The sequence below is a fragment of the Synechococcus sp. CS-1326 genome, assembly GCF_025128115.1.
Taxonomy (GTDB): domain Bacteria; phylum Cyanobacteriota; class Cyanobacteriia; order PCC-6307; family Cyanobiaceae; genus Regnicoccus.
On sequence record NZ_JAHLYV010000007.1, the window covers coordinates 25,628 to 47,231 of the forward strand.

General features: G+C 65.7%; 23 protein-coding genes. 14 read left to right on the forward strand and 9 right to left on the reverse strand.

The window, feature by feature from the left end:
* Position 1: 1 nt before the first annotated feature.
* Positions 2-208 (reverse strand): DUF751 family protein, encoded by a 207-nt coding sequence (locus KQ307_RS01550; protein ID WP_259701930.1) that lies wholly within the window; start codon positions 206-208, stop codon positions 2-4.
* Between the two features lie 84 nt (positions 209-292).
* On the opposite strand from KQ307_RS01550, the gene KQ307_RS01555 reads away from it, so the two are divergent.
* Both KQ307_RS01555 and KQ307_RS01560 read left to right on the forward strand, forming a co-directional pair.
* Positions 293-1,033 (forward strand): glutathione S-transferase, encoded by a 741-nt coding sequence (locus tag KQ307_RS01555; protein WP_259701931.1) that lies wholly within the window; start codon positions 293-295, stop codon positions 1,031-1,033.
* 49 nt (positions 1,034-1,082) lie between these two features.
* Entirely contained in the window at positions 1,083-1,346 is a 264-nt protein-coding gene (locus KQ307_RS01560; protein WP_259701932.1) for a chlororespiratory reduction protein 7, read from the forward strand.
* Here the strand turns inward: KQ307_RS01560 and KQ307_RS01565 are convergent.
* Positions 1,343-1,915 carry a shikimate kinase gene (locus KQ307_RS01565; protein ID WP_259701933.1) on the reverse strand — a complete coding sequence of 191 codons (573 nt, stop codon included), beginning with the start codon at positions 1,913-1,915 and terminating at the stop codon, positions 1,343-1,345. The two genes, KQ307_RS01560 and KQ307_RS01565, sit on opposite strands and share 4 nt — an antisense overlap.
* A 79-nt stretch (positions 1,916-1,994) precedes the next feature.
* Here KQ307_RS01565 and KQ307_RS01570 point away from each other — a divergent pair, with 79 nt between their 5' ends.
* A complete protein-coding gene (locus KQ307_RS01570) occupies positions 1,995-2,960 on the forward strand; it encodes a 6-carboxytetrahydropterin synthase (protein ID WP_259701934.1) in 966 nt (321 codons plus the stop codon).
* 4 nt (positions 2,961-2,964) lie between these two features.
* Positions 2,965-3,690, forward strand: coding sequence for a dihydrofolate reductase family protein (locus tag KQ307_RS01575; RefSeq protein WP_259701935.1), 726 nt, complete (start codon positions 2,965-2,967; stop codon positions 3,688-3,690).
* Here the strand turns inward: KQ307_RS01575 and KQ307_RS01580 are convergent.
* Positions 3,635-4,099, reverse strand: coding sequence for a hypothetical protein (locus KQ307_RS01580; RefSeq protein ID WP_259701936.1), 465 nt, complete (start codon positions 4,097-4,099; stop codon positions 3,635-3,637). The genes KQ307_RS01575 and KQ307_RS01580 overlap by 56 nt on opposite strands.
* A 46-nt stretch (positions 4,100-4,145) precedes the next feature.
* On the opposite strand from KQ307_RS01580, the gene KQ307_RS01585 reads away from it, so the two are divergent.
* Both KQ307_RS01585 and KQ307_RS01590 read left to right on the forward strand, forming a co-directional pair.
* On the forward strand, positions 4,146-5,324 hold the full coding sequence (locus tag KQ307_RS01585; RefSeq protein ID WP_259701937.1) for a GNAT family N-acetyltransferase: 1,179 nt from the start codon (positions 4,146-4,148) through the stop codon (positions 5,322-5,324).
* 30 nt (positions 5,325-5,354) lie between these two features.
* Positions 5,355-5,753, forward strand: coding sequence for a DUF4346 domain-containing protein (locus tag KQ307_RS01590; RefSeq protein WP_259701938.1), 399 nt, complete (start codon positions 5,355-5,357; stop codon positions 5,751-5,753).
* 26 nt (positions 5,754-5,779) lie between these two features.
* On the opposite strand, the gene KQ307_RS01595 is transcribed toward KQ307_RS01590, so the two are convergent.
* A complete protein-coding gene (locus tag KQ307_RS01595; RefSeq protein WP_259701939.1) occupies positions 5,780-7,384 on the reverse strand; it encodes a B12-binding domain-containing radical SAM protein in 1,605 nt (534 codons plus the stop codon).
* A 132-nt stretch (positions 7,385-7,516) separates the two neighbouring features.
* On the opposite strand from KQ307_RS01595, the gene KQ307_RS01600 reads away from it, so the two are divergent.
* Positions 7,517-7,624 (forward strand): cytochrome B6, encoded by a 108-nt coding sequence (locus KQ307_RS01600; protein WP_259726725.1) that lies wholly within the window; start codon positions 7,517-7,519, stop codon positions 7,622-7,624.
* Here KQ307_RS01600 and KQ307_RS01605 read toward each other — a convergent pair.
* Positions 7,611-8,849: an MFS transporter gene (locus KQ307_RS01605; protein WP_259701940.1), complete on the reverse strand. Its 1,239-nt coding sequence runs from the start codon at positions 8,847-8,849 to the stop codon at positions 7,611-7,613. The genes KQ307_RS01600 and KQ307_RS01605 overlap by 14 nt on opposite strands.
* On the reverse strand, positions 8,846-10,234 hold the full coding sequence (rimO, locus tag KQ307_RS01610; protein ID WP_259701941.1) for a 30S ribosomal protein S12 methylthiotransferase RimO: 1,389 nt from the start codon (positions 10,232-10,234) through the stop codon (positions 8,846-8,848). Before rimO ends, KQ307_RS01605 begins: the two co-directional genes overlap by 4 nt.
* 40 nt (positions 10,235-10,274) lie before the next feature.
* On the opposite strand from rimO, the gene KQ307_RS01615 reads away from it, so the two are divergent.
* Together KQ307_RS01615 and KQ307_RS01620 are read left to right on the forward strand one after the other, a co-directional pair.
* A complete protein-coding gene (locus tag KQ307_RS01615; protein WP_259726726.1) occupies positions 10,275-11,138 on the forward strand; it encodes a BtpA/SgcQ family protein in 864 nt (287 codons plus the stop codon).
* Entirely contained in the window at positions 11,135-12,061 is a 927-nt protein-coding gene (locus KQ307_RS01620) for a vitamin K epoxide reductase family protein (RefSeq protein WP_259701943.1), read from the forward strand. The genes KQ307_RS01615 and KQ307_RS01620 overlap by 4 nt, the downstream gene beginning before the upstream one ends.
* A gap of 14 nt (positions 12,062-12,075) precedes the next feature.
* On the opposite strand, the gene nadB is transcribed toward KQ307_RS01620, so the two are convergent.
* The 3 genes from nadB to KQ307_RS01635 form a co-directional block, all read right to left on the reverse strand.
* Positions 12,076-13,767 (reverse strand): L-aspartate oxidase, encoded by a 1,692-nt coding sequence (gene nadB, locus KQ307_RS01625; RefSeq protein WP_259726727.1) that lies wholly within the window; start codon positions 13,765-13,767, stop codon positions 12,076-12,078.
* A gap of 76 nt (positions 13,768-13,843) precedes the next feature.
* Positions 13,844-14,221 (reverse strand): photosystem II complex extrinsic protein PsbU, encoded by a 378-nt coding sequence (gene psbU, locus KQ307_RS01630; RefSeq protein WP_259701945.1) that lies wholly within the window; start codon positions 14,219-14,221, stop codon positions 13,844-13,846.
* Between the two features lie 122 nt (positions 14,222-14,343).
* On the reverse strand, positions 14,344-15,081 hold the full coding sequence (locus tag KQ307_RS01635) for a DUF3120 domain-containing protein (RefSeq protein ID WP_311133753.1): 738 nt from the start codon (positions 15,079-15,081) through the stop codon (positions 14,344-14,346).
* Between the two features lie 102 nt (positions 15,082-15,183).
* Here KQ307_RS01635 and KQ307_RS01640 point away from each other — a divergent pair, with 102 nt between their 5' ends.
* The 5 genes from KQ307_RS01640 to KQ307_RS01660 all read left to right on the forward strand — a co-directional run bounded on the left by KQ307_RS01640 (position 15,184) and on the right by KQ307_RS01660 (position 21,475).
* Complete coding sequence (locus KQ307_RS01640; RefSeq protein ID WP_259701953.1) at positions 15,184-16,056, forward strand: undecaprenyl-diphosphate phosphatase; 873 nt, start codon at positions 15,184-15,186, stop codon at positions 16,054-16,056.
* Positions 16,057-16,101: 45 nt separating this feature from the next.
* Positions 16,102-17,490: a TIGR03279 family radical SAM protein gene (locus tag KQ307_RS01645; protein ID WP_259701947.1), complete on the forward strand. Its 1,389-nt coding sequence runs from the start codon at positions 16,102-16,104 to the stop codon at positions 17,488-17,490.
* A gap of 67 nt (positions 17,491-17,557) precedes the next feature.
* Entirely contained in the window at positions 17,558-19,198 is a 1,641-nt protein-coding gene (locus KQ307_RS01650) for a TolC family protein (RefSeq protein ID WP_259726728.1), read from the forward strand.
* Between the two features lie 73 nt (positions 19,199-19,271).
* Positions 19,272-20,666 carry a BCD family MFS transporter gene (locus tag KQ307_RS01655; RefSeq protein ID WP_259701949.1) on the forward strand — a complete coding sequence of 465 codons (1,395 nt, stop codon included), beginning with the start codon at positions 19,272-19,274 and terminating at the stop codon, positions 20,664-20,666.
* Between the two features lie 11 nt (positions 20,667-20,677).
* Positions 20,678-21,475, forward strand: coding sequence for an inositol monophosphatase family protein (locus KQ307_RS01660; protein WP_399235657.1), 798 nt, complete (start codon positions 20,678-20,680; stop codon positions 21,473-21,475).
* The last annotated feature ends 129 nt before the right edge of the window (positions 21,476-21,604 follow it).

Below are 21,604 nucleotides of genomic sequence, written 5' to 3' on the forward strand. Positions count from 1 at the left end.
CCTATGCCAGCGGTGCGGGGTTCACCATCGCACGCAGCACGAGAGCCAGGCTGAGCAGGCCACTGAGCAGGGCCCCGATCAACGCCACGGCGGTGACGGGGTTGCTGCCTCGGCGGGCCAGTGGTTCGAGCACCGAATTGAACACCCCCAGGCTGAAGGCCACCAGGTAGCGCGGGTAGCGCGTCACGTTGAGAAAAAATTCCTTCATGGCTCGCGGTGCGTGGCGGTGCCCCCTGGCGAGGGTTTACGGAATGAGAGCTACTCTGCCGCCACGGGGTTCGCAGCGACGAAGTTGGAGCTTTACCAGTTCAGGCATTCCGCCTTCTGCGAGAAGGTCAGGTTGATTCTGGCCGCTCGCCGGCTGCCCTACAGCGTTGTGGAGGTCACCCCCGGCTTCGGTCAGCTGGAGTTGTTCCGGCTCTCGGGGCAGCGGCAGGTTCCGGTGATCCGCGATGGGGTGGAGGTGATCGCCGATTCCTCGGCCATCGCCGTCTACCTCGATGCTCAGGGGGAGGCACCGCCGCTGATTTCCGCGGCTCCAGCCGAGCGGGCCCGGGTGCTGCTGCTTGAAGACTGGGCCGACACCACCCTGGCTGCCGGGGTTCGTCTGGCTCTGCTGCAGGCCGCCAGCCAGGACGGTGTCCTGCGTGGAGCCCTGCTGCCGGAGGCCACGCCGGGTCCTCTGCGTTCTCTGCTCGGGGCACTGCCGGGGGAATTGCTCAGCGGCCTCGGCGAGGTGATCGGCCGCGATGGCCGTCAGCAATTGCAGGCCAGCCTGGAGCAACTGGCTGCGCTGGTCGGCAGCCAGCCGTTCCTGGCCGGCGATCAGTTGTCGCTCGCCGATCTGGCCGTCGCGGCCCAGCTCTATCTGCTTCGCTTCCCCGCCAGCGCCGGAGCGCCCCTGGCGGGCCTGGGGGTTCCTGGTCTGGCCGATCATCCCCTGCTGCTGCCGTTGTTCGACTGGCGGGATCAGCTCTATCTCACGGTGGGCAGGGTTGCTGAGCTGATCGACCCGACCAGTCCGCTGGATTGATCAGCGGCTCCAGGGGCAGGGCCAGGATGGTGTTCGCTTTGCCCCTGCCATGTCCGATCCGCTTCTGCGCGAATGCGATCACTACGTGGTTCTGGAGCCCCGGTTCGGCGAACGCACCCTCACAGCGCTCGAAACCGTCGACTGGCTGGCCGAACGGCTGGCGGAGCTGGCCGAGCCACCGGCTGACCTGGCTGACTTCCCCAACGATCGAGCCCGGGCCGAACGGTTGCTCGACACGGCCTGTGAGCTTGAGCTGGAGCCCGGCCTGACGGTGCAATGGTTTGCGGTGCGGCTGGAGCCGCCCCGCCGCTAACGCCCGTTGAGCACCCCGGGCAGGGCCATCAGCACCTGCTTGGCCACGTCCGCCGGCGGGCGCCCATCCTGCTGGATCTGCAGATCCGCCAGGCCATAGAGCGGACGCCGCTGCTCGAGCAGGACCCGCAGGCGCTCGGCCGGATCAGGACCGCTGATCAGGGGTCTGGGTGTGGGATCGGAGCGCAGACGCTCCAGCAGCACCGACTCCGGTGCATCGAGCCAGACCACCAGACCCTGCTGGAGACGGCCCCAGTTCTCGCTCCGCAACACCACCCCCCCACCGGTGGCCACGACCAGCGAATGCCAGCTGGCGATCCGGGCCAGAACGGCTGACTCCAGATCCCGGAAGCCCTGCTCCCCCTCGGTCTCGAACAGCTCCGGGATCGTCTGCGCGGCGGTCTGCTCCAACACCCGGTCGGCATCGATGAAGCGATAGCCCAGGCCGTCGGCCAGGGGCCTGCCGACGGCACTCTTGCCTGCACCCATCATTCCCACCAGATAGAGATTGATGCCGCCGAGGCGCTCTGCCAGCGGTCGATCAGTGGAGCAGGGATCTGGGGAGGACATCAAAAAACGCGGCGAGCCATGGCCACCGGCTACCCATCCATGGCCCTCCCTAGGATGCAGCAGCGCCAGAATTGTTTCGATGTCGGCCCAGGGCTTGATCACCAAAGGCAAGCCGCCTGCGGAGCCGAGATCCGTTGAGCGGTTCTCCGGCCATGGCGAGGGCCGTGGCTGCGTGATCACCCGCCGCGCCACCTTCAGCTCCAGCCATCTCTACCGATTGCCCGAGCTCAGTGATGCCGAGAACCTGGCCCGTTTCGGCCGTTGCAGCCTGGCCCCCGGCCATGGTCACAACTACGAACTGATCGTGGCGATGGCTGGTGGCCTCAACCAGGACGGCATGGTGCTGAATCTCTCCGATGTCAAGCACGCCATCCGCCGCGAAGTCACCGAGCAGCTTGATTTCCGCTTCCTCAACGACTGCTGGCCGGAGTTCGATCTGCGGGGCCCTGCGGGCCGGCTGCCCACCACCGAGGCCCTCTGCCAGGCGATCTGGCAGCGCCTGGCGCCCCATCTGCCCCTGATCGGCCTGCGCCTCTACGAACAACCCACCCTCTGGGCCGACCTGCTCGACGACACCATGGAAGCCTTCCTCTCGATTCGCACCCATTTCGCCGCCGCCCATCGGCTGGCCCGCCAGGAGCTCTCCCAGGCCGAAAACGAGCGGATCTACGGCAAGTGCGCCCGCCCCCACGGCCACGGCCACAACTATCTGCTCGATGTCACGGTGAGGGGCACGATCGATCCCCGTACCGGCATGGTCTGCGATCTGGCCGAACTCCAGCAGATCGTCAACGATCTGGTGGTGGAGCCCTTCGATCACACCTTCCTCAACAAGGACGTGGTCCACTTCGCCAGTTGCGTGCCCACCGCCGAGAACATCGCGCTCCACATCGTCGATCTGCTCGCCGCCCCGGTCGCAGCCACCGGGGCGCGTCTGCACAAGGTGCGCTTGCAGGAGAGCCCCAACAATGCGGCCGAAGTCTTCGCTGAAACGCCTCTGCTCGACATGCGGCCGGCTGCCCTCGAGGCCCTCGCCGCTGTCTGAACCTGTGGCCCCGGCGAGGCCCCTGCTTCGTCTGGTGCTGGCCGTCAGCCTTGACGGACGGTTGGCCCCTCCGGCTGGCGGAGCTGCCCAGCTGGGTGGACGTGGTGATCGCCGTGTGCTGGAGGAGTCCCTGGCCTGGGCGGATGGCTGTCTGATCGGCGCCCGCAGCCTGCGGCTGCACCGAAGCACCTGCCTCATCCACCGGCCCCAGTTGCTCCAGGAGCGGCGGCAGGCGGGTCGTTCACCCCAGCCGATCGCCCTGGTGGCAAGCCGCAGCGCCGCTTTTGAGGCCAGCCTGCCCTTCTTTTCCCAGCCCCTGGAACGCTGGCTGCTCCAGGGGGGCACTGGAGTTCCGGCCCACCGGCCTGGCCTGGAGCCGCTGCCGCCGGGGTTCGATCGCCAGCTGCCCGTGGAGAGCTGGTCAAGCGCCCTGCCTGAGCTCAGGCGCCTGGGGCTGGAGCGATTGGTGCTGCTGGGCGGTGCCCAGCTGGCTGCCGGCCTGCTGCAGGGCCACTGGGTGGATGAGATCCAGCTCACGCTCTGCCCAGTGCTGCTGGGTGGTCCCCATGGCTGGTGTCCAGCCACGGCGCTGCCGTGGGGCCAGAGCTGGGAGCTGGTGGAACATCGCTCCCTGGGCGAAAGCGAACTGCTGCTGCGCTACCGGAGAGCTGCGCTCATCCCGGCGGAAGGCCGAAACGTTGCTTCAGCTCCCGCATCGGCACCTCCTTGAGGGTGTCGGGAGGGAGGCCCAGCAGCCTGGCGGCGCAACGCTTCACCACCACCTCGCTGTCATCGCCGAAGCGTCCGGCCACCAGTTCGGTGATCACTCCGAAGCTGCGGCCACTGGTTTCGGCCTCCTTGATCAGGCAGTGACTGGCTGGTCCAGCCAGCTGGCGGCACGGTTCCCGCAGGCTGCGTTCCAGCCCGCTCTGTCCTCCTGCCGCCACATTCAGGCAGAGCTGGGTGAGGCGCTGCTCCAGCTGGGGCCGCATCCACTGCAGCACCGGTCCAAGCAGGCTGGCTTGCGCCGGCGGGCCAGCCACCATCGCTTCAACCAGGGCAGCGAGCATCGCCGCACCGAATGCGCCCCGCCGCCAGCGGGTCGGGCCTGGGGCTGGGCGCTCAGATGGTCGGGTCATCCCGTTAGTTTTGCGCAGCCGTCGTCCGGTCGGATCGCCTTGGCCCATGGCTGAACTGCAGGCCCGCTGGCACCGGTCGATCGACGGGATTCCTGAGCACCAGTGGCAGGCTCTCACCGCTGCGTCCGGCCTGCCCTTCTACGACTGGCGCTGGCTGCATGGTCTGGAGCAATCCGGCAGCGTCGCTCCCCGCCAGGGTTGGCAGCCCTGTCACCTCGGCCTCTGGCGCGACCAGACCCTGGTTGCCCTCGCACCGCTCTATCTCAAAGGGCACAGCTATGGCGAGTTCGTCTTCGATCAGTCCTTCGCCCAGCTGGCTGGCCAACTCGGTCTGCGGTACTACCCCAAGCTGCTGGGCATGAGTCCGCTCAGCCCGGTCGAGGGCTATCGCTTCCATTTCGCCGCCGGTGAGCAGGCTCCTGCCCTCACAGCAGTGATGCTGGAGCTGATCGACGCCTTCTGCCGCGAGCAGGGCATCCTCAGCTGCAACTTTCTCTATGTCGATCCCAGCTGGCAGGTTCTGGGGGAGCAAGCCGGTTGCGCCACCTGGTTGAACCAGCAGAGCCTCTGGAGCAACGCTGGCTTCAGCAGTTTCGATGACTATCTGGCCAGTTTCAATGCCAACCAGCGCCGCAACATCCGCCGGGAGCGCCGCTCGATCGCCGAGGCGGGCCTCACCGTGACGGCGCTGGCCGGTGAGGATCTCTCGGAGGCGATGGTGATCCGCATGCACCGGTTTTATGCCCAGCATTGTGATCGCTGGGGAGCCTGGGGCAGCAAGTACCTCACCGAAGCATTCTTCAGCTTTGCCGCCGCCGAGTTGCGCCAGTCCATTGTTCTGTTCAGTGCCCATCGCGGTGACCCCGGTGATCCGGTTGCGATGTCTCTCTGCGTTCACTCGGCAGATTCGTTGTGGGGGCGCTACTGGGGCAGCAACGAGGAGATCGAGAATCTTCACTTCGAGGTTTGTTACTACGCCCCGATTGCCTGGGCGATCAGCCAGGGTCTCCGCCGCTTCGACCCCGGCGCCGGTGGCAGCCACAAGCGTCGCCGTGGATTCGTTGCTCAGCCCCGGGCCAGCCTGCATCGCTGGTACGAGCCACAGTTCGATCGGTTGCTGCGCAGTTGGTTGCCGGCCGCCAATGCCCAGTTGCTTGAGGAGCTGGAGGCGGTCAATGCCGAGCTTCCCTTCAGCCGCCGCGAGCTCCCCCTGGATGCCGCCTAGGGTTGGCGGTGGATTGAGGCAGGAACGGGCATGACACAGACGTTGTCACCGGAGGCCCTGGAGACACTGGATGGCCTCGATGAGCAGCTGTCCGATCGCTTCATCAACCTCGATCCGGCCGGCTATCTGTTGATCAAGCTCGATCTGGAGGCGGGCCTGCTGATCGCCGAGCACTACCGCAACGACATCAACGCCCAGGGGCTGGCCACCGATCCCGAAACCGGCGCTGTGCTCAGCTGCCGCGGCGGCGACCCACGCCTTCCGGCCAGGATTTATCGCGGCAGAACCGCCAAGGAACTGGGGATCGAGCTCACTGAAGCGGCCGAAGATTCACCGCTCAGTCGCCTCGACCATGCGCTTTACCTCGGGCGGGAGCTCCAGAAAGCGGAGGCCTGCCTCAGGGAAGGCAAGCCCTACATCCAGGATTAGGAGGCTGGAACCAGCCGGGATGTGGATCAGGCCGGCTGCAACTCCTTGATCACGGCCGAGGCCGGCGGCAGCTCGGGAGGCAGGGTCTTGAGCTGATCTTCGATTTCGTGGGTGACCACACTCCGGTACTCCATGAAGTGTTCGTTGTGGGCCAGCACGACGAGAAACTGTTCGAGCTGGGCTGGGTTCTGACGGGCAATGCCAAGCATGTAACGCCAGAAGCGCCCACGGGTATCGCGCTTGATTCCCTGTCGCCACACCACGATCGCCAGGGCCCGAACATCTGTCCAGCTGGGCAGCTTGGCGGTGGCATCGGCAGGCTTGACGAAGGGCTTCCAACGCGGCGATCCCACTTTCAGGTAATAGTGGTAAACCCGGTCCATGTAGGCATTGGGCTCGTAGAGGGCGCAGAAGGCGTCAACGTATTCGGTGGCGATTTCGCGGATCGGTCTGGTTGGTACGAAGTTGAGCAGATTCGTCTGATTCACTCCTTTGGCGGCGGCCTTGTCCTGCACAAGCCTGCCCTCCTTCTCAAGGCGATACCAGAGCCCCGTATTGGGAAGCGCCTGCAGCATTCCCATCATGGCGGCGGGTATGCCGGTGCGGGAGACGAACTCAACAATGCGCTGGCCAGCACCGGTTTTTTCGCCATCGAAGCCAATGATGAATCCAGCCATCACGCGGATGCCATAGGAGGTGATCCGGTCCACGGATTCTTCCAGGGAACTGCGCATGTTCTGGAGTTTCTTGGCTGTTTCCAGGCTGGCTTCGTCGGGTGTCTCGATGCCGAGGAAAACACTGTCGAATCGGCTTTCAGCCATCATCTGCATCATCTCCTCATCGGAGGCCAGATCCACGGAGGCTTCAGTGGCAAAGCTGAAGGGATAGCCATGCTCAATCTGCCACTCCTTGATGGCGGGAAGCAACAGCTTGGCGTTGCGCTTGTTGCCGATGAAATTGTCGTCAACCAGAAAGATCGAACGCCGCCAGCCGAGATCAAAGAGGCGCTGCAACTCAGCTACCAACTGTTCAGGTGATTTGGTGCGTGGCTTGCGCCCGTACAGAACGATGATGTCGCAGAATTCGCACTGGAACGGGCAACCCCTGGAAAACTGAACCGACATCGAGTCGTAAGCATCAAGCTCGAGAAGGTCGAAACGTGGGATGGGCGTACCCGTGACATCGGGCTTTTCGCCATTGGAGGAAAAGCGCCCCTGGCTTTCTCCCCGCTCGATCGCTTCGATGAACATCGGCAGGGTGATTTCCCCTTCATCGAGCACCTTGAAATCGGCGAGATCAAGCTCCGGCGCATCCGGCGTCGAGCTGGCGAACGGGCCTCCGACCGCCACGGGCAGGCCCCGTTGCTTGGCCTTGGCGATCTGGGCGGCCATGTCGGCCTTCTGCACGATCATCCCGGAGATGATCACCAGCTCGGCCCACGTCCACTCCTCTTCCGTCACCTCGCGCACGTTGCGGTCGGCCAGCTTGAACTCCCAGTGCTGGGGAAGCAGTGCCGCAACGGTGACCATGCCCAGCGGGGGCAGCAGCACCTTGCGATTGACCAGCTCGAGGATCTTCTCGTAACTCCAGAACGTCTTGGGAAATTCCGGGTAGATGAGCAGGGCGCGCATGCCGTTCCGGGTATCGATGGATTCCACGCAGACCTTTGTTCCGCCAGGGCGGTTGGATCCCGTGATGATTGGCTGCCACCCTAGGCGCTTCCGAAACGATCAGGCCACGCTCTGCTCTAATGACGAGGCTGTGTGCCTTCGGTCACCATGGGCGTCGTGCTTTATCTGGGTCTTGTCGGGGCTGGCCTGGTCACGGCCTTCCTGCTGTCCACGGTCCTGCGTGGCATCAAGTTGATCTGACCCCGGGGTTCTCCAGCACCTCCAGCAGGGTCCGGGGCCGGAGGGTCAGCTCCCAGAGAGCGAGAACCAGTCCGACCCCTCCCATCAGAGCGAAGGTGGCGGACAACCCCAGGCGCAGGCTCAGAAAGGCGGCCAACAGTCCGCTCAGACCACCGCCGCCCAGGAAGGCGATCTGACCCAGGCCGGCCATCCGTCCCCGCAGCACGGGTGCGGCGGCCACCTGGGTGATCAGGTTGCTGCCGGCCAGCAGACCGGCGGTGCCGGCGCCGATCGCGAAGCTCATCGCCAGCTTGAATCCACTGCCGGCGGGGAGGGCCATGCCCAGTTGGGCCAGGCTGGTCAGCAGGGTGCATCCCCCCAGCAACAGGGATGGTCGCCTGCTGAGCCAGTGGCTGTTGCGCTGCAGCAGAAGCCCACCGCTGATGCTTCCTGCCGCCAGCACACTGGTGAACAGGCCGAGCGCCTGGGGGCTGGGCCCGAGCACCTGCCGGGCGATCAGGGGGGCGAGGCCGGGGTGGAAGAACACGGCCAGGCAGGCCAGGGCCGTGAACACCAGCACGTGGCGAAGGGGAGCGCCGCATTCCCTCCAGGCCGTGGCGAGCGAGCCGGCTTTGCCCTGCTGGCTGCGTTGTTCGGCCGCTCGGTTGGGCTTGAGCAGCCAGACCACCGTGGCAATCGGCAGGAGGTAGCTGGCCGCATCGATGCTCAGGGCCGCCGTCGGGCCACTGAGGGCGAGCAGCACGCCGCCGATCGGTGGACCGATCAGTTTGCCGACGTTGAACACCACCGAGAAGCTGGTCAGATAGGGCGCCAGCTGCTGGGGCTCATCCACCAGCAGGGAGCAGTATTTGTTGCGGGCCGTGAGTTCGAAGGCGCTCGAGAGCCCAACCACCAGGGTGCTCAGCAACAGCAGGACAATCTGGGAGGTTCCCGACAGCAGGGGAATGGCGATTGCCCCGAGCGAGGCGCCGCTCAGCAGCCCCCACTGGGAGCGGATCAGCACTTTCTCGCAGCCCAGACGGTCGGTGAGTTCTCCGGCGCGACCACTCACCAGCAGGCTGGGCATCGCCAGGGCGGCGAAGTGCAGTGCCAGCAGCAGGGGGTTGGCCGTGTCGTGCATCAGGATCCAGCCCTTGGCCGTGATCCCCGCGAAGGAGCCGGCGGTGCTGAGCCCCGAGGCGATCAGAAAGGTGGTGCGCTGGTTCCGAAGGATCCAGCCCCTCACGCACCAGCCCCCAGGGCGGCCACGGCGTCCTCCACCATCGCCCTGGTCCCCACCACCTCTCCGATCAGGTCGTAGGTGTCCGCTGCTGTGATCCGCACCGGCACCAGGGTCCCGGGTGCGGCGCAGAGCCCACCCTCACCGGGGTGAACCCGCACTTCGCCGTCCACGTCGGGGGCGAAGCGGGCACAGCGGCCGAGCATGGCTCCGCTGGCCGGGTTCTCCTGCTCGATCAGCACATCGACGATGCGGCCCACCCAGGTGGCGTTGCGGGCGGCGGCGATCGGTTGCTGCAGGGCCATCAGCCGATCCCTTCGCTGCATGGCGATCTCAGGCGGAACCGGTTGCGGCAGGTCGGCGGCGGCCGTTCCTTCTTCCGATGAGAATGTGAACACGCCGACGTGGTCGAAGCGCTGCTCCTCCACGAAGTTCAGCAGATGCTGGAACTGTTGCTCCGTTTCCCCCGGGAAGCCGACGATGAAGGTGGTGCGCAGCACGGCATCAGGCAACTGGGAGCGGATGCGCTCGAGCAGGGCACCGTTCACATCGGCCTGCCAGGGGCGGTTCATCGCCCGCAGCACGTCGGGGTGGCTGTGCTGGAGCGGCAGATCCAGATAGGGCAGCACGTTGGGCACCTCCCGGTAGGCGGCAAGCACCTCCGGGGTGAGGCCGGTGGGGTAGGCGTAGTGGACCCGGATCCAGGGAATCTCCACTTCTCCGAGCGCCCGCAGCAGCTCGGCCAGCCGTGGTTTGCCGTAGAGATCCAGGCCGTAGTTGGTGGTGATCTGGCTGATCAGAACCAGCTCCTTCACCCCCTCAGCCGCCAGTTGGTGAGCCTCGGCCAGGATCGATTCGATCGGCCGGGAGCGCTGATCACCGCGCAGCCTGGGGATGATGCAGAAGGCGCAGCGATAGTCGCAGCCCTCGGCCACCTTCAGGTAGGCCACCGCTTCGGAAGTGGTGCGGTAGCGGGGCAGGTGTTCGTCTCCGACAAAGGAGGGGGTGGCGCTCACCCGGTTCACCCGTTCGCCCTGCTCAACTCGCTGCAGCACCTCAACGATGTGCTGGTAGTCGCCGGTGCCGACGATCGCCCGGGCTTCCGGCAGCGATTCGAGCAGCTCTTCCTGGAAGTGTTGTGCCAGGCATCCGGCGATGATGATCTGCTTGCCCTGTTCAGCCAGTCCCACCAGGGTGCGAACCGATTCGGTGCGGGCGTCCTGAATGAAGCTGCAGGTGTTCACCACCACCACGGCCGCTTCGCTTTCATCGGCACTGATGCCATAGCCAGCCTGGGCCAGCAGGCCGAGCATGTGCTCGGTATCCACCCTGTTCTTCTCGCAGCCCAGGTGGGCAAAGGCCACAGTGGGTTTGCTGGCGGCTTGGCTCATCGGAGGTTCGGGTCCCAGGCCGGTCTTGACACCCTATGAGATGCACAACCGCGACACTCCCCCGAGCGGCTTCCTGATTCCGGATCGCTGGCAGGGCCTGTTTGCTCAGCCCTGCCCGTTGATCGGGGTGATTCATCTCAGGCCCTTGCCGGGTTCACCCGGCTGGCAGGGGGATTTCGGCGCGGTGCTGGCTGCGGCGCTTGCCGATGTCCGCGCCTATCGCGATGGCGGCGCCGATGGCCTGATCGTGGAGAACTTCGGTGATGTGCCCTTCTGGGGCGGGACCGTGCCGCCGGAAACCGTGGCGGCCATGACCCGCCTGGCCACCGAGCTGGTGGCCGAAACCTGCCTGCCGGTTGGAATCAACGTGCTTCGCAATGATGCCCTGGCGGCTCTGGCGATCGCCCAGGTGAGCGGAGCCAGGTTCCTGCGGGTCAACGTGCTGAGCGGTGCCACCGTCACCGATCAGGGTGTGATCGAGGGTCAGGCGGCCGAGCTGCTGCGCCGCCGCCGCCTGCTGGGGGCTGAATCCATCCTGATTCTTGCCGATGTTCTGGTCAAGCACGGCGCGCCACTGGCGCCGCTCGGCATGGCCGAAGCTGTGGCTGATGTTCTCCAGCGCGGCGGGGCGGACGGGGTGATCGTCTCCGGGGCCGGCACCGGCCAGCCCACCGTCCGGCGCGACCTGGAGCAGGCGATGGCCGCGGCCAGGGGGGCACCGGTGCTGATCGGCAGTGGAGCCACCCCGGCGCTGATGGGCCAGTTGGCCTCCTGCTGCAACGGGGTGATCGCCGGCACCGCCCTCAAGCAGGATGGAGTGGTGAGCGGTGCTGTGGACCGGCAACGGGTGACCGCCCTCAGGCGGGTGCTGCCACAATCGCCCAACTGGCAACATCCGCCGTGAGCACCACCCGCCTGAGCAGTCGCCTGAGCAGCCGTCGCCGCAGTGAACCCAATCATCGCTGGATACGCGTGGTGATGGCCGTGCTGGCCACCATCGGCATGATCGACACCGGCACGATCACCCTCAAGCGCTGGGGTGTGATCGGCCAGCTCACCTGCCCAGGGGGAGCTGAAGGCTGCGACAAGGTGCTCAACAGCGTCTGGGGCAGTTTCTTCGGCCAACCCCTCTCCCTGTTCGGCTTCCTGGCCTACACCGCGGTGCTGCTGCTCGCCCTGCTGCCGTTGGTCCTGCGGGGTGAGCTGCGCACCAGCCTCTCGGAGCGCAGCTGGTGGGGGCTGTTCCTGCTCACCGGCGGCATGCTGGTGTTCAGCCTGCTGCTGATGGGCCTGCTGATCTTCAAGATCCAGGCGTTCTGCTTCTTCTGCGTGCTCTCGGCGGTGCTCAGCCTGTTGCTCTTCGTCCTGAGCCTGTTCGGCGGCGACTGGGAAGACCGTGGCCAGCTCGTTTTCCGTGGTGTGATCGTTGCCCTCGTGGTGGGCCTGGCCGGGCTCGGCTGGGCGGCGTCCGTCGACAGGCCGGCTGCCCTCACCACCAAGGGCACACCGCCTCCCGTCGTCAGGGCCAGCACCCCGGCCACCATCGCCCTGGCGGAGCACCTCAAGGCCCAGGGCGCCGTGATGTATTCCGCCTATTGGTGCCCCCATTGTCATGAACAGAAGGAACTGTTCGGCAAGGAGGCAGCCGCGAAACTCACAGTGGTCGAATGTGCCCCCGATGGGGTGAACAACCAGAGGGCCCTGTGTGAGGCGAAGAAGATCGAGGGGTTCCCCAGCTGGGAGATCAACGGACGGATGGAATCGGGGGTCAAGCCCCTCGCCAGGCTGGCGGAATGGAGTGGGTTCAAGGGCCCGGTCGCACCCTGAAGTGAGCTCCAGGCTCAGCCCAGGCGGCTGGGCGGTTCGCTGAGCGGATCCGTGCCGATCGGCCTGCCCCGTTCCTGAATGGTGTGCCGCTGCCAGAACGGTTGCGGTGCGGGAGCGTCGGTGCGGTAGTGGCCGCCGCGGCTTTCCTGGCGAAACAGGGCCGCGGCGATCAGCAGCTCAGCCAGGATCAGCATCTGCCTGAGATCCTGAAGGGGGCGAAGCCGACTCTGCTGCAGGGGAGTGAGTTGCAATTGCCCGCCAGGGGCCAGTCGATCCAGTTGCCGTGCCAGCGGCTGGTGATCCAGCTCCAGGCGTTCCGCCTGGGTGATCAGCAGGGCCCGGCTCAGCGCGGTGCCACGGCGCTCCACTCCCGCCACGCGCCAGCAACGCCTTCGCAGGGCGTCGATCCTGGCCGTGATGCCGGGGCCATCGAGATCCTGGCCGGCAGCCTCATCCGCTGCCACCCAGGGTTCCGCCTGGGCGTCATCGTGCTGGGGCCAATCGTTTGGCGCCAGCTGCAGATCACCCAGCTGGCGGGCGAACACCAGGCATTCCATCAGCGAGTTGCTGGCCAGACGGTTGGCGCCGTGCACCCCCGTACTGGCCACTTCACCGATGGCGTAGAGCCCAGGCAGGCTGGTGGCCGCCGTCAGGTCGGTGCTCACTCCCCCCATCCAGTAGTGGGCGGCCGGAGCAATCGGAATCGGCGTGGTGGTGGGCTCAAGCCCCAGCTCGCGGCAGCGCCCGAGGATGGTGGGGAACTGCCGCTCCAGGAGCTCGGTTCCCACCGGTCTCAGGTCGAGCCAGAGCCGATCAACCCCCTGCTCCTGCATGGTCCGCACCAGGGCGCGACTCACCTGATCACGCGGGGCCAGGTCGCCGCCGGCCAGCTGGGCCACCGGGCTGAGGCCCTGGTCATCGATCAGCCGGGCCCCTTCCCCCCGGACCGCCTCGGAGATCAGGAAATGGGGAGCCCCCGGCAGCATCAGGGCGGTGGGATGGAATTGGACGAATTCGAGGTCGCGAACCTGGGCACCGGCCCGCCAGGCCATCGCCACACCGTCACCGGTGGCCTGGGCCGGGTTGGTGGTTTTCTCGAAGAGATGACCGCCGCCACCGCTGGCCAGCACCACCGCTCCAGCCCTCAGCCACCGCACCCGACTCCCTTCCAGCACCTGCAGACCGAGGCACCGTCCCTGCTCGACCCAGAGCCTGAGGGCCAGCAGTCCCTTGCCCTGCTGCAGCTGCGGCCTGCGGCTCGCCTCCCGTTCCAGGGCCTCCACCAGCGCGCCCCCGGTCCGGTCCTGGGCATGCAGGACCCTGCGGTGGCTGTGGGCTGCCTCCAGGGTGGCGCTCAGTCCCCCTTCCACCCGATCGAAGGCCATGCCGAGCTCGAGCAATCGCCTGACGCAGCCGGGGGCCTGATGGACCAGCAACTCCACCGCCCCGACATCGCAGAGACCGGCGCCGGCTTTGAGAGTGTCGTTTCGGTGGCTCTCGAAGCTGTCTTCGGGCCCGGTCACCGCGGCAATGCCTCCCTGGGCCCAGCGGCTGGCCGAGCGGGGTGCTTTTTCCTTGCTGATCAGCAGGACCCGAAAATCCGCAGGCAGCTCCAGGCAGGCCATCAGTCCGGCGGCGCCACCGCCGACGACGACGACATCCCATCGCCTGGCCAGCGGCCCTGGGAGGGCGGCGTCAGCAGCCATGGGGCCCGTCAAGGAGCCAACAAAAAAGCCGCCGGATCACTGCCGACGGCTTGAGCCAGGAGCAGGACCTGTCTGCTCAGCGGTAAACCCCGTTGTTGATCCGATCGAACCCTTCATTCAGGGCAATGGAAGATGGAGTGATCGTGAAGTTGTCGCGGTACTTCTGGAAGAGTTCCTTCTGCCGCTCGGTGAGATCAAGGTTCAGCACATCATCGATGGCCTCGTAGGGCCCCCCCAGCACGATCTTGCCCGCCAGGGTGGGATACATGCCTGGAAACTGCTGAAAGCTTCTGACTGGAGAGTTGTTCAGGTCCACCTTCCCTTCGGAAGCGGCAATCTTGTCGTCGGCAACGTTCCGACGCTCTTCCGCCTGGGCGGCGGCGGGAAGGAACAGGGTGAGAAGCAGACCGGCAACAAGCACACCGCTCATCAGCCAGGCAACCAGCCGTTTCATCGAAAATCTCCTCGAGTTGATCGCCGGACGGGATCCAGCCAAAGGCTACAGGCGCGCTCCGGTGATTCCAGGCTCGCCTGCTTGAGCATTCGCAGTTCTTCAATACCAACCGGCTCGGCCGCTCAGATCAGGCCACTCAGCCGGGGGCAGAGCAGGGCAGCCGCCAGAAAGAGACCATCCACCACCAGGGTGGTTCGCAGGACGGCGGCAGCGATCTTCCCTGGGGCTCCGGCTCGCCAGAGCTGACCGGCGGCCCAGAGCAGGGCGATGGCGGCCAGGGCGACGGGGAGCAGGGCCTCGGGGTGGGCAAGCTGGCGGCCCGCCAGGTTGAGCAGTCCTGGAGCGTCGCTGAGAGGGGCGTTCAGGACCAGGGGCCAGTAAGGCATCACTCCGGCCAGGGCCATGGTGGCGTCGGTGCAGGCCGTTCCGACCAGGGATGCGAGGTAGAAGGCACAACCGTTGCTCCAGCGTCCGTTCAGGCCGGCAAGAGCCAGCGGAAGGGCAAAGGCCTCGATCGGCAGGTGAAGGGCTGGGTGAAGCCGAAACCATCCCCAGAACAGGCATCCCCCCAGCCAGCTGCCGGCGAAGCCGACCAGCAGCTGACCAAGGCTGGCCCAGCGGCCCCCGTTCAGGCGATCGAGCAGCAGGCCCATCGCCAGCAGGCCAGCGGTGAACAGCGATGCACTGAAGGGATGGAGCCTTACCCAGGGTGCCTGGAGGAAAACGGGCAACACAACCAGCAGAGCTGCCATCGCCGGAAGAGGCAACCCTGCCTGTCGCCCTCGCGCCGAAGGGGAGGGAATCCGAAGCTGCAGGCTGGCTGGAGCGGGGGGAGAGAGGGTGGCAATGGCCCCAGGCACCGGCACGTGTAACAAAAGGTTTTCAACCTTAAGGGGGGCTGGGTCCTGGTGCGTTTCGCCTCCAGGCCATAGGGTCGGAACTTCCCATTTTTGATGCCCCCGATGCCCGCCGCCATCCAGCCTCCGGCGCTGGGGCTTTTCGAGGCCTGCTGGCACGCCCTGGTGCTTGGGGTCGTTCAGGGGCTCACCGAGTTTCTGCCGATCAGCAGCACGGCCCATCTCAAGGTGGTGCCGGTGTTGCTGGGCTGGGGGGATCCTGGCGTCGCGGTCACGGCGGTGATCCAGCTCGGCAGCATCGGGGCGGTGATTCTTTATTTCCGTGACGACCTGGCCGCTGTGATCCGTGGCATCAGCCGCGCCTTTCGCCTGGGTCAATGGAAGGACCCCTCGGCGCGGCTGGGGCTGGCGATGGTGATCGGCACCGTGCCGATCGTGCTCGCCGGTCTGGCTATCAAGGTGTTCTGGCCGGGCTACGAAACATCCGCCTTGCGTGGGATCGCTTCGATCGGAATTGTTTCGATCGTGATGGCGTTGGTTCTGGCCCTGGCGGAAACGCTTGGCGCCAGGCGCCGGTCGCTGCCCCAGGTCCGTCCGATCGATGGGGTCTGGGTCGGGCTGGCCCAGGCCCTGGCCCTGATTCCAGGAGTGTCGCGCTCCGGCAGCACCCTGACGGCCTCGCTTTTCGATGGCTGGGAGCGATCGGCGGCGGCCCGTTTTTCCTTTCTGTTGGGTATCCCCGCCATCACCCTGGCCGGCCTTGTCGAGCTGAAGACGGCCTTTGCCGCCGACGCGGCCCTGGGGCCTGTGCCGATGCTGGTCGGGATCGCGGCGGCGGCGGTGGTCTCCTGGCTGGCGATCGCCTGGTTGCTGCGTTTTCTTCAGAACAACAGCACCTGGGTGTTCGTGGCCTACCGGCTCGGTTTCGGGGTGTTCCTGCTGGCCTGGGTGGCCCGGTCGGGGGGTGCTGCCGGCTGAGCTGATCGTCGTTCAGACTGAAGGGTCTGTGGAACCGCTGATCCCGTGTGGAATGAGCCTTCCGCCGGCGTCTCGCTGGATGTCGGCGCCGTCGATCGCCTCCCCCAGCCGGCGGTTGTGTCCACCGTGGCGCCCGGTTCGATCGGTGAGGAGCTCGGCTTTCAACCCGGCGATCGGTTGCTCAGCATCAATGGCCTCAGGCCCAGGGACCTGATCGATCTGCAGGTGCTGGTCGGTGAGGAAGACCTGGTGCTCGAGGTGGAGGACCCGGAGGGTGTTCTGCACCGGCTGGAGATCGAGAAGGATGCCGACGACGGTTTGGGGCTGGGCTTCACAGAAGCGTTGTTCGACGGGCTGCGGCAATGCAACAACCACTGCGCGTTCTGCTTCATTGATCAGCAGCCCCCCGGTCAGCGCGAAAGCCTCTACGTCAAGGACGACGACTTCCGGCTCAGCTTCCTCTACGGCTCCTATCTCACCCTCACCAACCTCACCCCGGCCGACTGGGGGCGGATCGAAGATCAGCGGCTTTCGCCGCTGTTCGTTTCGGTCCATGCCACGGATCCGGAGCTGCGGCAACGCCTTCTGGTCAATCAGCGGGCTGGGCTGCTGATGGAGCAGCTGGCCTGGTTCGCGGAGCGGCGCCTGCAGATCCACGCCCAGGTGGTGGTCTGTCCGGGTCTGAACGATGGTGCGGCCCTGGAGCGCAGCCTCCATGACCTGGCCAGCTTCGCTGCCGAACCCTGGCCGGCGGTGCTTTCCGCGGCGGTGGTGCCTGTCGGGCTGACCCGCTTCCGGCCCCAGCAGGATGGTCTGGTGCCGGTCGATCGGGACTGTGCACGCACCGTGATTGCCCAGGTGGAGCCGATCCAGGAGCACTTCCTCTCGAGATTGGGCAGCCGCTTCGCCTGGCTCTCGGATGAGTGGTATCTGATCGCCGGCCTGCCTCTGCCTCCCCGCTCCGCCTACGAAGACCTCCCCCAGCAGGAGAACGGCGTCGGCAGCATCCGGGCCTTCCTTGAATCCCTGGAGCGGGCCACCGAACCCTTGCCGGAGCGCCTGGCGGCTCCCCGCCGGATCAGCTGGGTGGTGGGGCGGCTGGTGGCCGAGGCCCTCCAGCCGGTGGTGGATCGCCTCAACCGCGTTGATGGGTTGGAGGTGATCCTGCATGGTCTGCCCAGCCCCTACTGGGGCCAGGATCAGGTGGTCACGGGCCTGCTGACCGGATCCGACCTGCTGACGGGGCTGGCTGGCCTGGATCTGGGCGATCAGCTTCTTCTCCCCTCGGTGGTCCTGCGCCAGGGAATGCCTGTCTTTCTGGACGACCTCAGCCTCGACGCGTTCAGAGCCCGTTGCCCGGTGCCGATTCGCCTGGTGGATGGGGCGGATGATTTCGTGGCTGCCTGCATCGGCGAGCTGGCCTTTGTTCCTTAAGCTCTGCCTGAACACCGACCTCTCTGGCGTGCGGCCTTCCATCCTTGTCCTGTCGGCACTCGCCGGGATGGCCTGTCTCCCTGCCGTGGCTCAGCCGGCTTCGGTGCAGCCCGCCCAGCCCGTGGGCAGCGAGCTGCCCCTGGCCCCTGAGGTCCTGGGAAACCGTCCCAGGTCGGATCCCTCCGTGCTGGCTCCGGCAGCCAAGCAGCTCGAGCCCGGCCTGGAAGGGCTCAGTGGCCCACCCTCGCTGGCCCTGCCGACCAAGCCCACCCAGGTGAGGATCCAGGAACTCAGGCCCCTTGGCCTGCGTGAGGTGGAAACCATTGCCGAAGTCAACAACCCCAATCTGAAGGCTGTGGCCTCCCAGGTGGATCAGGCCAAGTCCAACCTGAGGGCCCAGATCTCCGCCTGGTATCCCAACATCAACCTCAACACGTCAAACAGTTTTCCAGGTTTGAACAATAGTTTTCGGAGTGATACAAATTTCCCGAGCCGCAGAACACCCTTCAACCCCACCTCCAACACCACCACGACCTCCAATCTGAGGTATGGCGGGCAGATGAGCATCGGCATCAACTGGGATCTGATCAATCCCCAACGGGTCCCTCAGATCGCCGCCGCCCGCGATCAGTATGAGCAGGCCCAGAATCAGTATCTGATCGCCTTGCGGGATCTGCGGCTTCAGGTGGCCCAGGCCTACTTCGATCTGCAACTTGCCGACGAAAATGTGAGAATCGGCCAGGAATCGGTGCGCGCTTCTCTGGTGAGTCTCAGGGATGCGAGGGCTCGTTTCCAGGCCGGTGTATCCACCAAGCTCGACGTTCTGCAGGCAGAAACCCAGCTTGCCCGCGACCAGCAGTTGCTCACCACAGCCCTGGCTGATCAATCCGTGGCCCGCCGCAGCCTGGCCGCCTTTCTTGATCTGCCCATGAACGTCACCCCCACGGCCAGGGAACCGGCGCGGGTGCTGGCCTCCTGGTTGCCCTCTCTGCAGGAGAGCATCGTGGCCGCCTATGCCTTCCGCGAGGAACTCGATCAGATCATTCTTGACATCTCGATTGCAAACAGCAATGCCAATGCCTCGATCGGAGCGGTGCAGCCCTTTCTCAGCATTGTGAATAACTTCGGCTGGAACCGCTTCAGTGGTGAGACCACCTCCAGAGCGATCAACACCAGCAATACCGATACGCTTACCTACGGCTTCGATAACACAATCGGGCTCAACTTGAGCTGGTCATTGTTTGATGGCGGTCGAGCCGCCGCCCAGTACCGCCAGCAGAAGCAGGTCGCTGAGGAAAATCGGTTCCGTTTCGCCAGTCGTCGCGATTCGATTCGCCAGGAAGTGGAATCGAGCTTCTATGAGCTGCTCAAGAACAATCGCGACATCGCCACCACGACCCGGGAAGTGATCTCGGCGCGGGAGACCCTCCGCTTGGCGCGGCTTCGATTCCAGGCCGGCGTCACGACCCAGCGGGAAGTTGTCGATACACAGCGCGATCTCACCCAGGCCGAGGTTCGTTACGCTCGCGCCGTCACCGACTACAACAAGCGTCTGGCTGAGCTGCGCCGCCGCACCGGTCTTGATCAGGTGGCGCTCTGCAAGCCTCCTGCCCTGCCGGGAAGCAAGCCAGCTCAGGACCCAGCCACCCAGATCCCGATCGAACCCCTGCCTCTGCAGCCGGCCTGCCAGCTCGACTCAAGCCTGTGAGCCAGCTTGGGCCAGGCCAGCTGGATTCCAGAATGTCCTTGATAAGGTCACATCGCTTTAAGCTGCCGCCCCGATGAACCCGGATGCTTCATCGGGCCCAGGGCTCTCCATCCCCGGCACCCTGAGGCTTGGCCTTTTCCAGGCCTGTCTCGGCTTTCTGGCTGTTGTTTTTGCCGGGCTGCTCAATCGGGTGATGGTCAGTGAGCTGGGGTTCCCAGGCCTTCTGGTGGGCGGCGCCCTGGCCTTCGAGCAGTTCGTTGCTCCCTCCCGGGTGCTGTTCGGCCAGATCTCCGATCGCTATGCCTGGGCAGGACGGCATCGCACCCCATACATCCTTGTGGGTGCTGCCGGCTTCTGCGGCCTGGCCGTGCTGGTGGTGCCGGTGATCTTCAGGCTGGCGAGGGCGTTCCAGGCGCAGGATTCCCAGGCGAGCCTGCTGGGGGGAGCCTTGCTCTGCGGATTGTTCGCCTGTTACGGGCTGGCTGTGTCGATGGCCAGCACCCCGTATCTCGCTCTGGTGATTGATCGCACCGGCGAGAAGGATCGCCCCAGGGCGGTCGGGATCATCTGGTGCATGCTCACTGTCGGCATCGTTGCTGGAGCGGTGGCGATTTCCCTCAGTCTTCGGAATCTCGATGGGGTGAAGGATCCCGCCGTACTCGAAGCGGTCCTGGGGCCATTCATGGTGCGCTCCGCCCTGGTTGTCTTCGCGCTGACCCTCCTGGCTGTTTTGGGGATGGAACCGGCCCAGACCGATCTGAGTCAGAGCGCCGAACGGGAGGATGCGATCACCCTGAGGCGGGCCTGGCAGCTGATCACCTCCAGCCGGCAGGTGGCCATCTTCTTTCTTTTTCTCGTCCTCTTCACCCTTGCCCTGTTCCTTCAGGATCCTGTTCTGGAGAGCTATGGCGCCGAAGTGTTCGGCATGCCGATCGCTGCCACCGCCGGTCTCAACGCTCTCTGGGGATCGGGGACCCTGATCGGCCTGGTGGCTGCGGGCTGGTGGATCGTTCCCAGGCTTGGACCGCTGGCCACGGCGCGGCTGGGCTGCCAGCTGATCGCCGCTTCGATGCTTCTGCTTCTTCTGGCTGGGCTCACAGCCCAGGTGGCCGTGCTCAAGACGGTGATGCTGGTGTTCGGCCTGGCCTCGGGGATCGGCACCAACAGCACTCTCTGCCTGATGCTTGACCTCACCCTGCCGGAGGCGGCTGGAACCTTTGTCGGGGTCTGGGGCCTGGCCCAGGCATTTTCAAGGGCCGTCGGCAAGTTGCTGGGGGGAGGTCTGCTCGATCTGGGGCGGGCCATCGGGCCGGATGGCTCGAGCTTTTTCCCCTTTGCCCTGGTGCTGTCGATCGAGGCTCTGGTCGCCTTTGCGGCGTTGTGGCTGCTCTCGGCGCTGAACCTGCGCCAGTTCCGTGAGGACACCAGCCGCAGCCTCAGCCGCGTCCTCTCGCTGGAACTCGGATGAGCGCGTCTGCCATGAGCCACCTTCCGCTGGGCGCCCTGCCGCTTGATGGCCTGCTCGATCAGGTGGCCACCCGGCAGCGCCTCGACTTCGGTCACATGGCCGCGGAGTCCAAGGCCGATGGCAGCCTGATCACGGCCTGTGACCGCTGGAGCGACGCGACCCTGGTGCACGGCCTGGGCCAGCTCTATCCCGGCGAAGGGGTACTCAGTGAGGAGGGAGAGAAACGGATCCCCCGGACCTCCGCCTACTGGGTGGTGGATCCCCTCGATGGCACCACGAACTTTGCCGCCGGCATTCCGTACTGGGCGATTTCCCTGGCCCGTTTCGAGCACGGCGTTCCGGTCTTGGCGATCCTCGATATTCCTCCCCTCCGGCAACGGATCGTGGCGGTGCGGGGGCAGGGGGCCTGGCGGAATGGCAAGCCTCTGCCTGCTCCCACATCCCAGGGCCAGGCGATCGGCTGCGCCTCGCTGTGCAGCCGATCGATCGGCGTCCTTCAGAGGCTGCCCGACCGGCGTTTTCCCGGAAAGATCAGATTGCTCGGGGTGGCCAGCCTCAATCTGGTCAGCGTGGCGATGGGCCAGACAGTGGCGGCGCTCGAAGCCACCCCGAAGATCTGGGATCTGGCTGCGGCCTGGCTGGTGCTCTCGGAGCTGGGCTGTCCGCTGCGGTGGCTGGTGACCAATCCAGCCCGCCTCCAGCCGGGCGAGGACCAGGCCCATGCCGATTTTCCCGTTCTGGCGGCCCGCGACCCCGCGACCCTCGAGATCTTCCTCCCCTGGGCAGAAGCACTTGTAGACGAGAGCTGATGTGATAGGTTATTGGACTGCGCGTGAGCCGGAAGGCAAAGCGCTGCAGGGCTTAGGGCAGAGGGAAGCGGAAGCCCCCGATGCTGTAAGTTTCAGAAGCGGCTGAGAGGCCGCCGAGCCAGAAGCCCC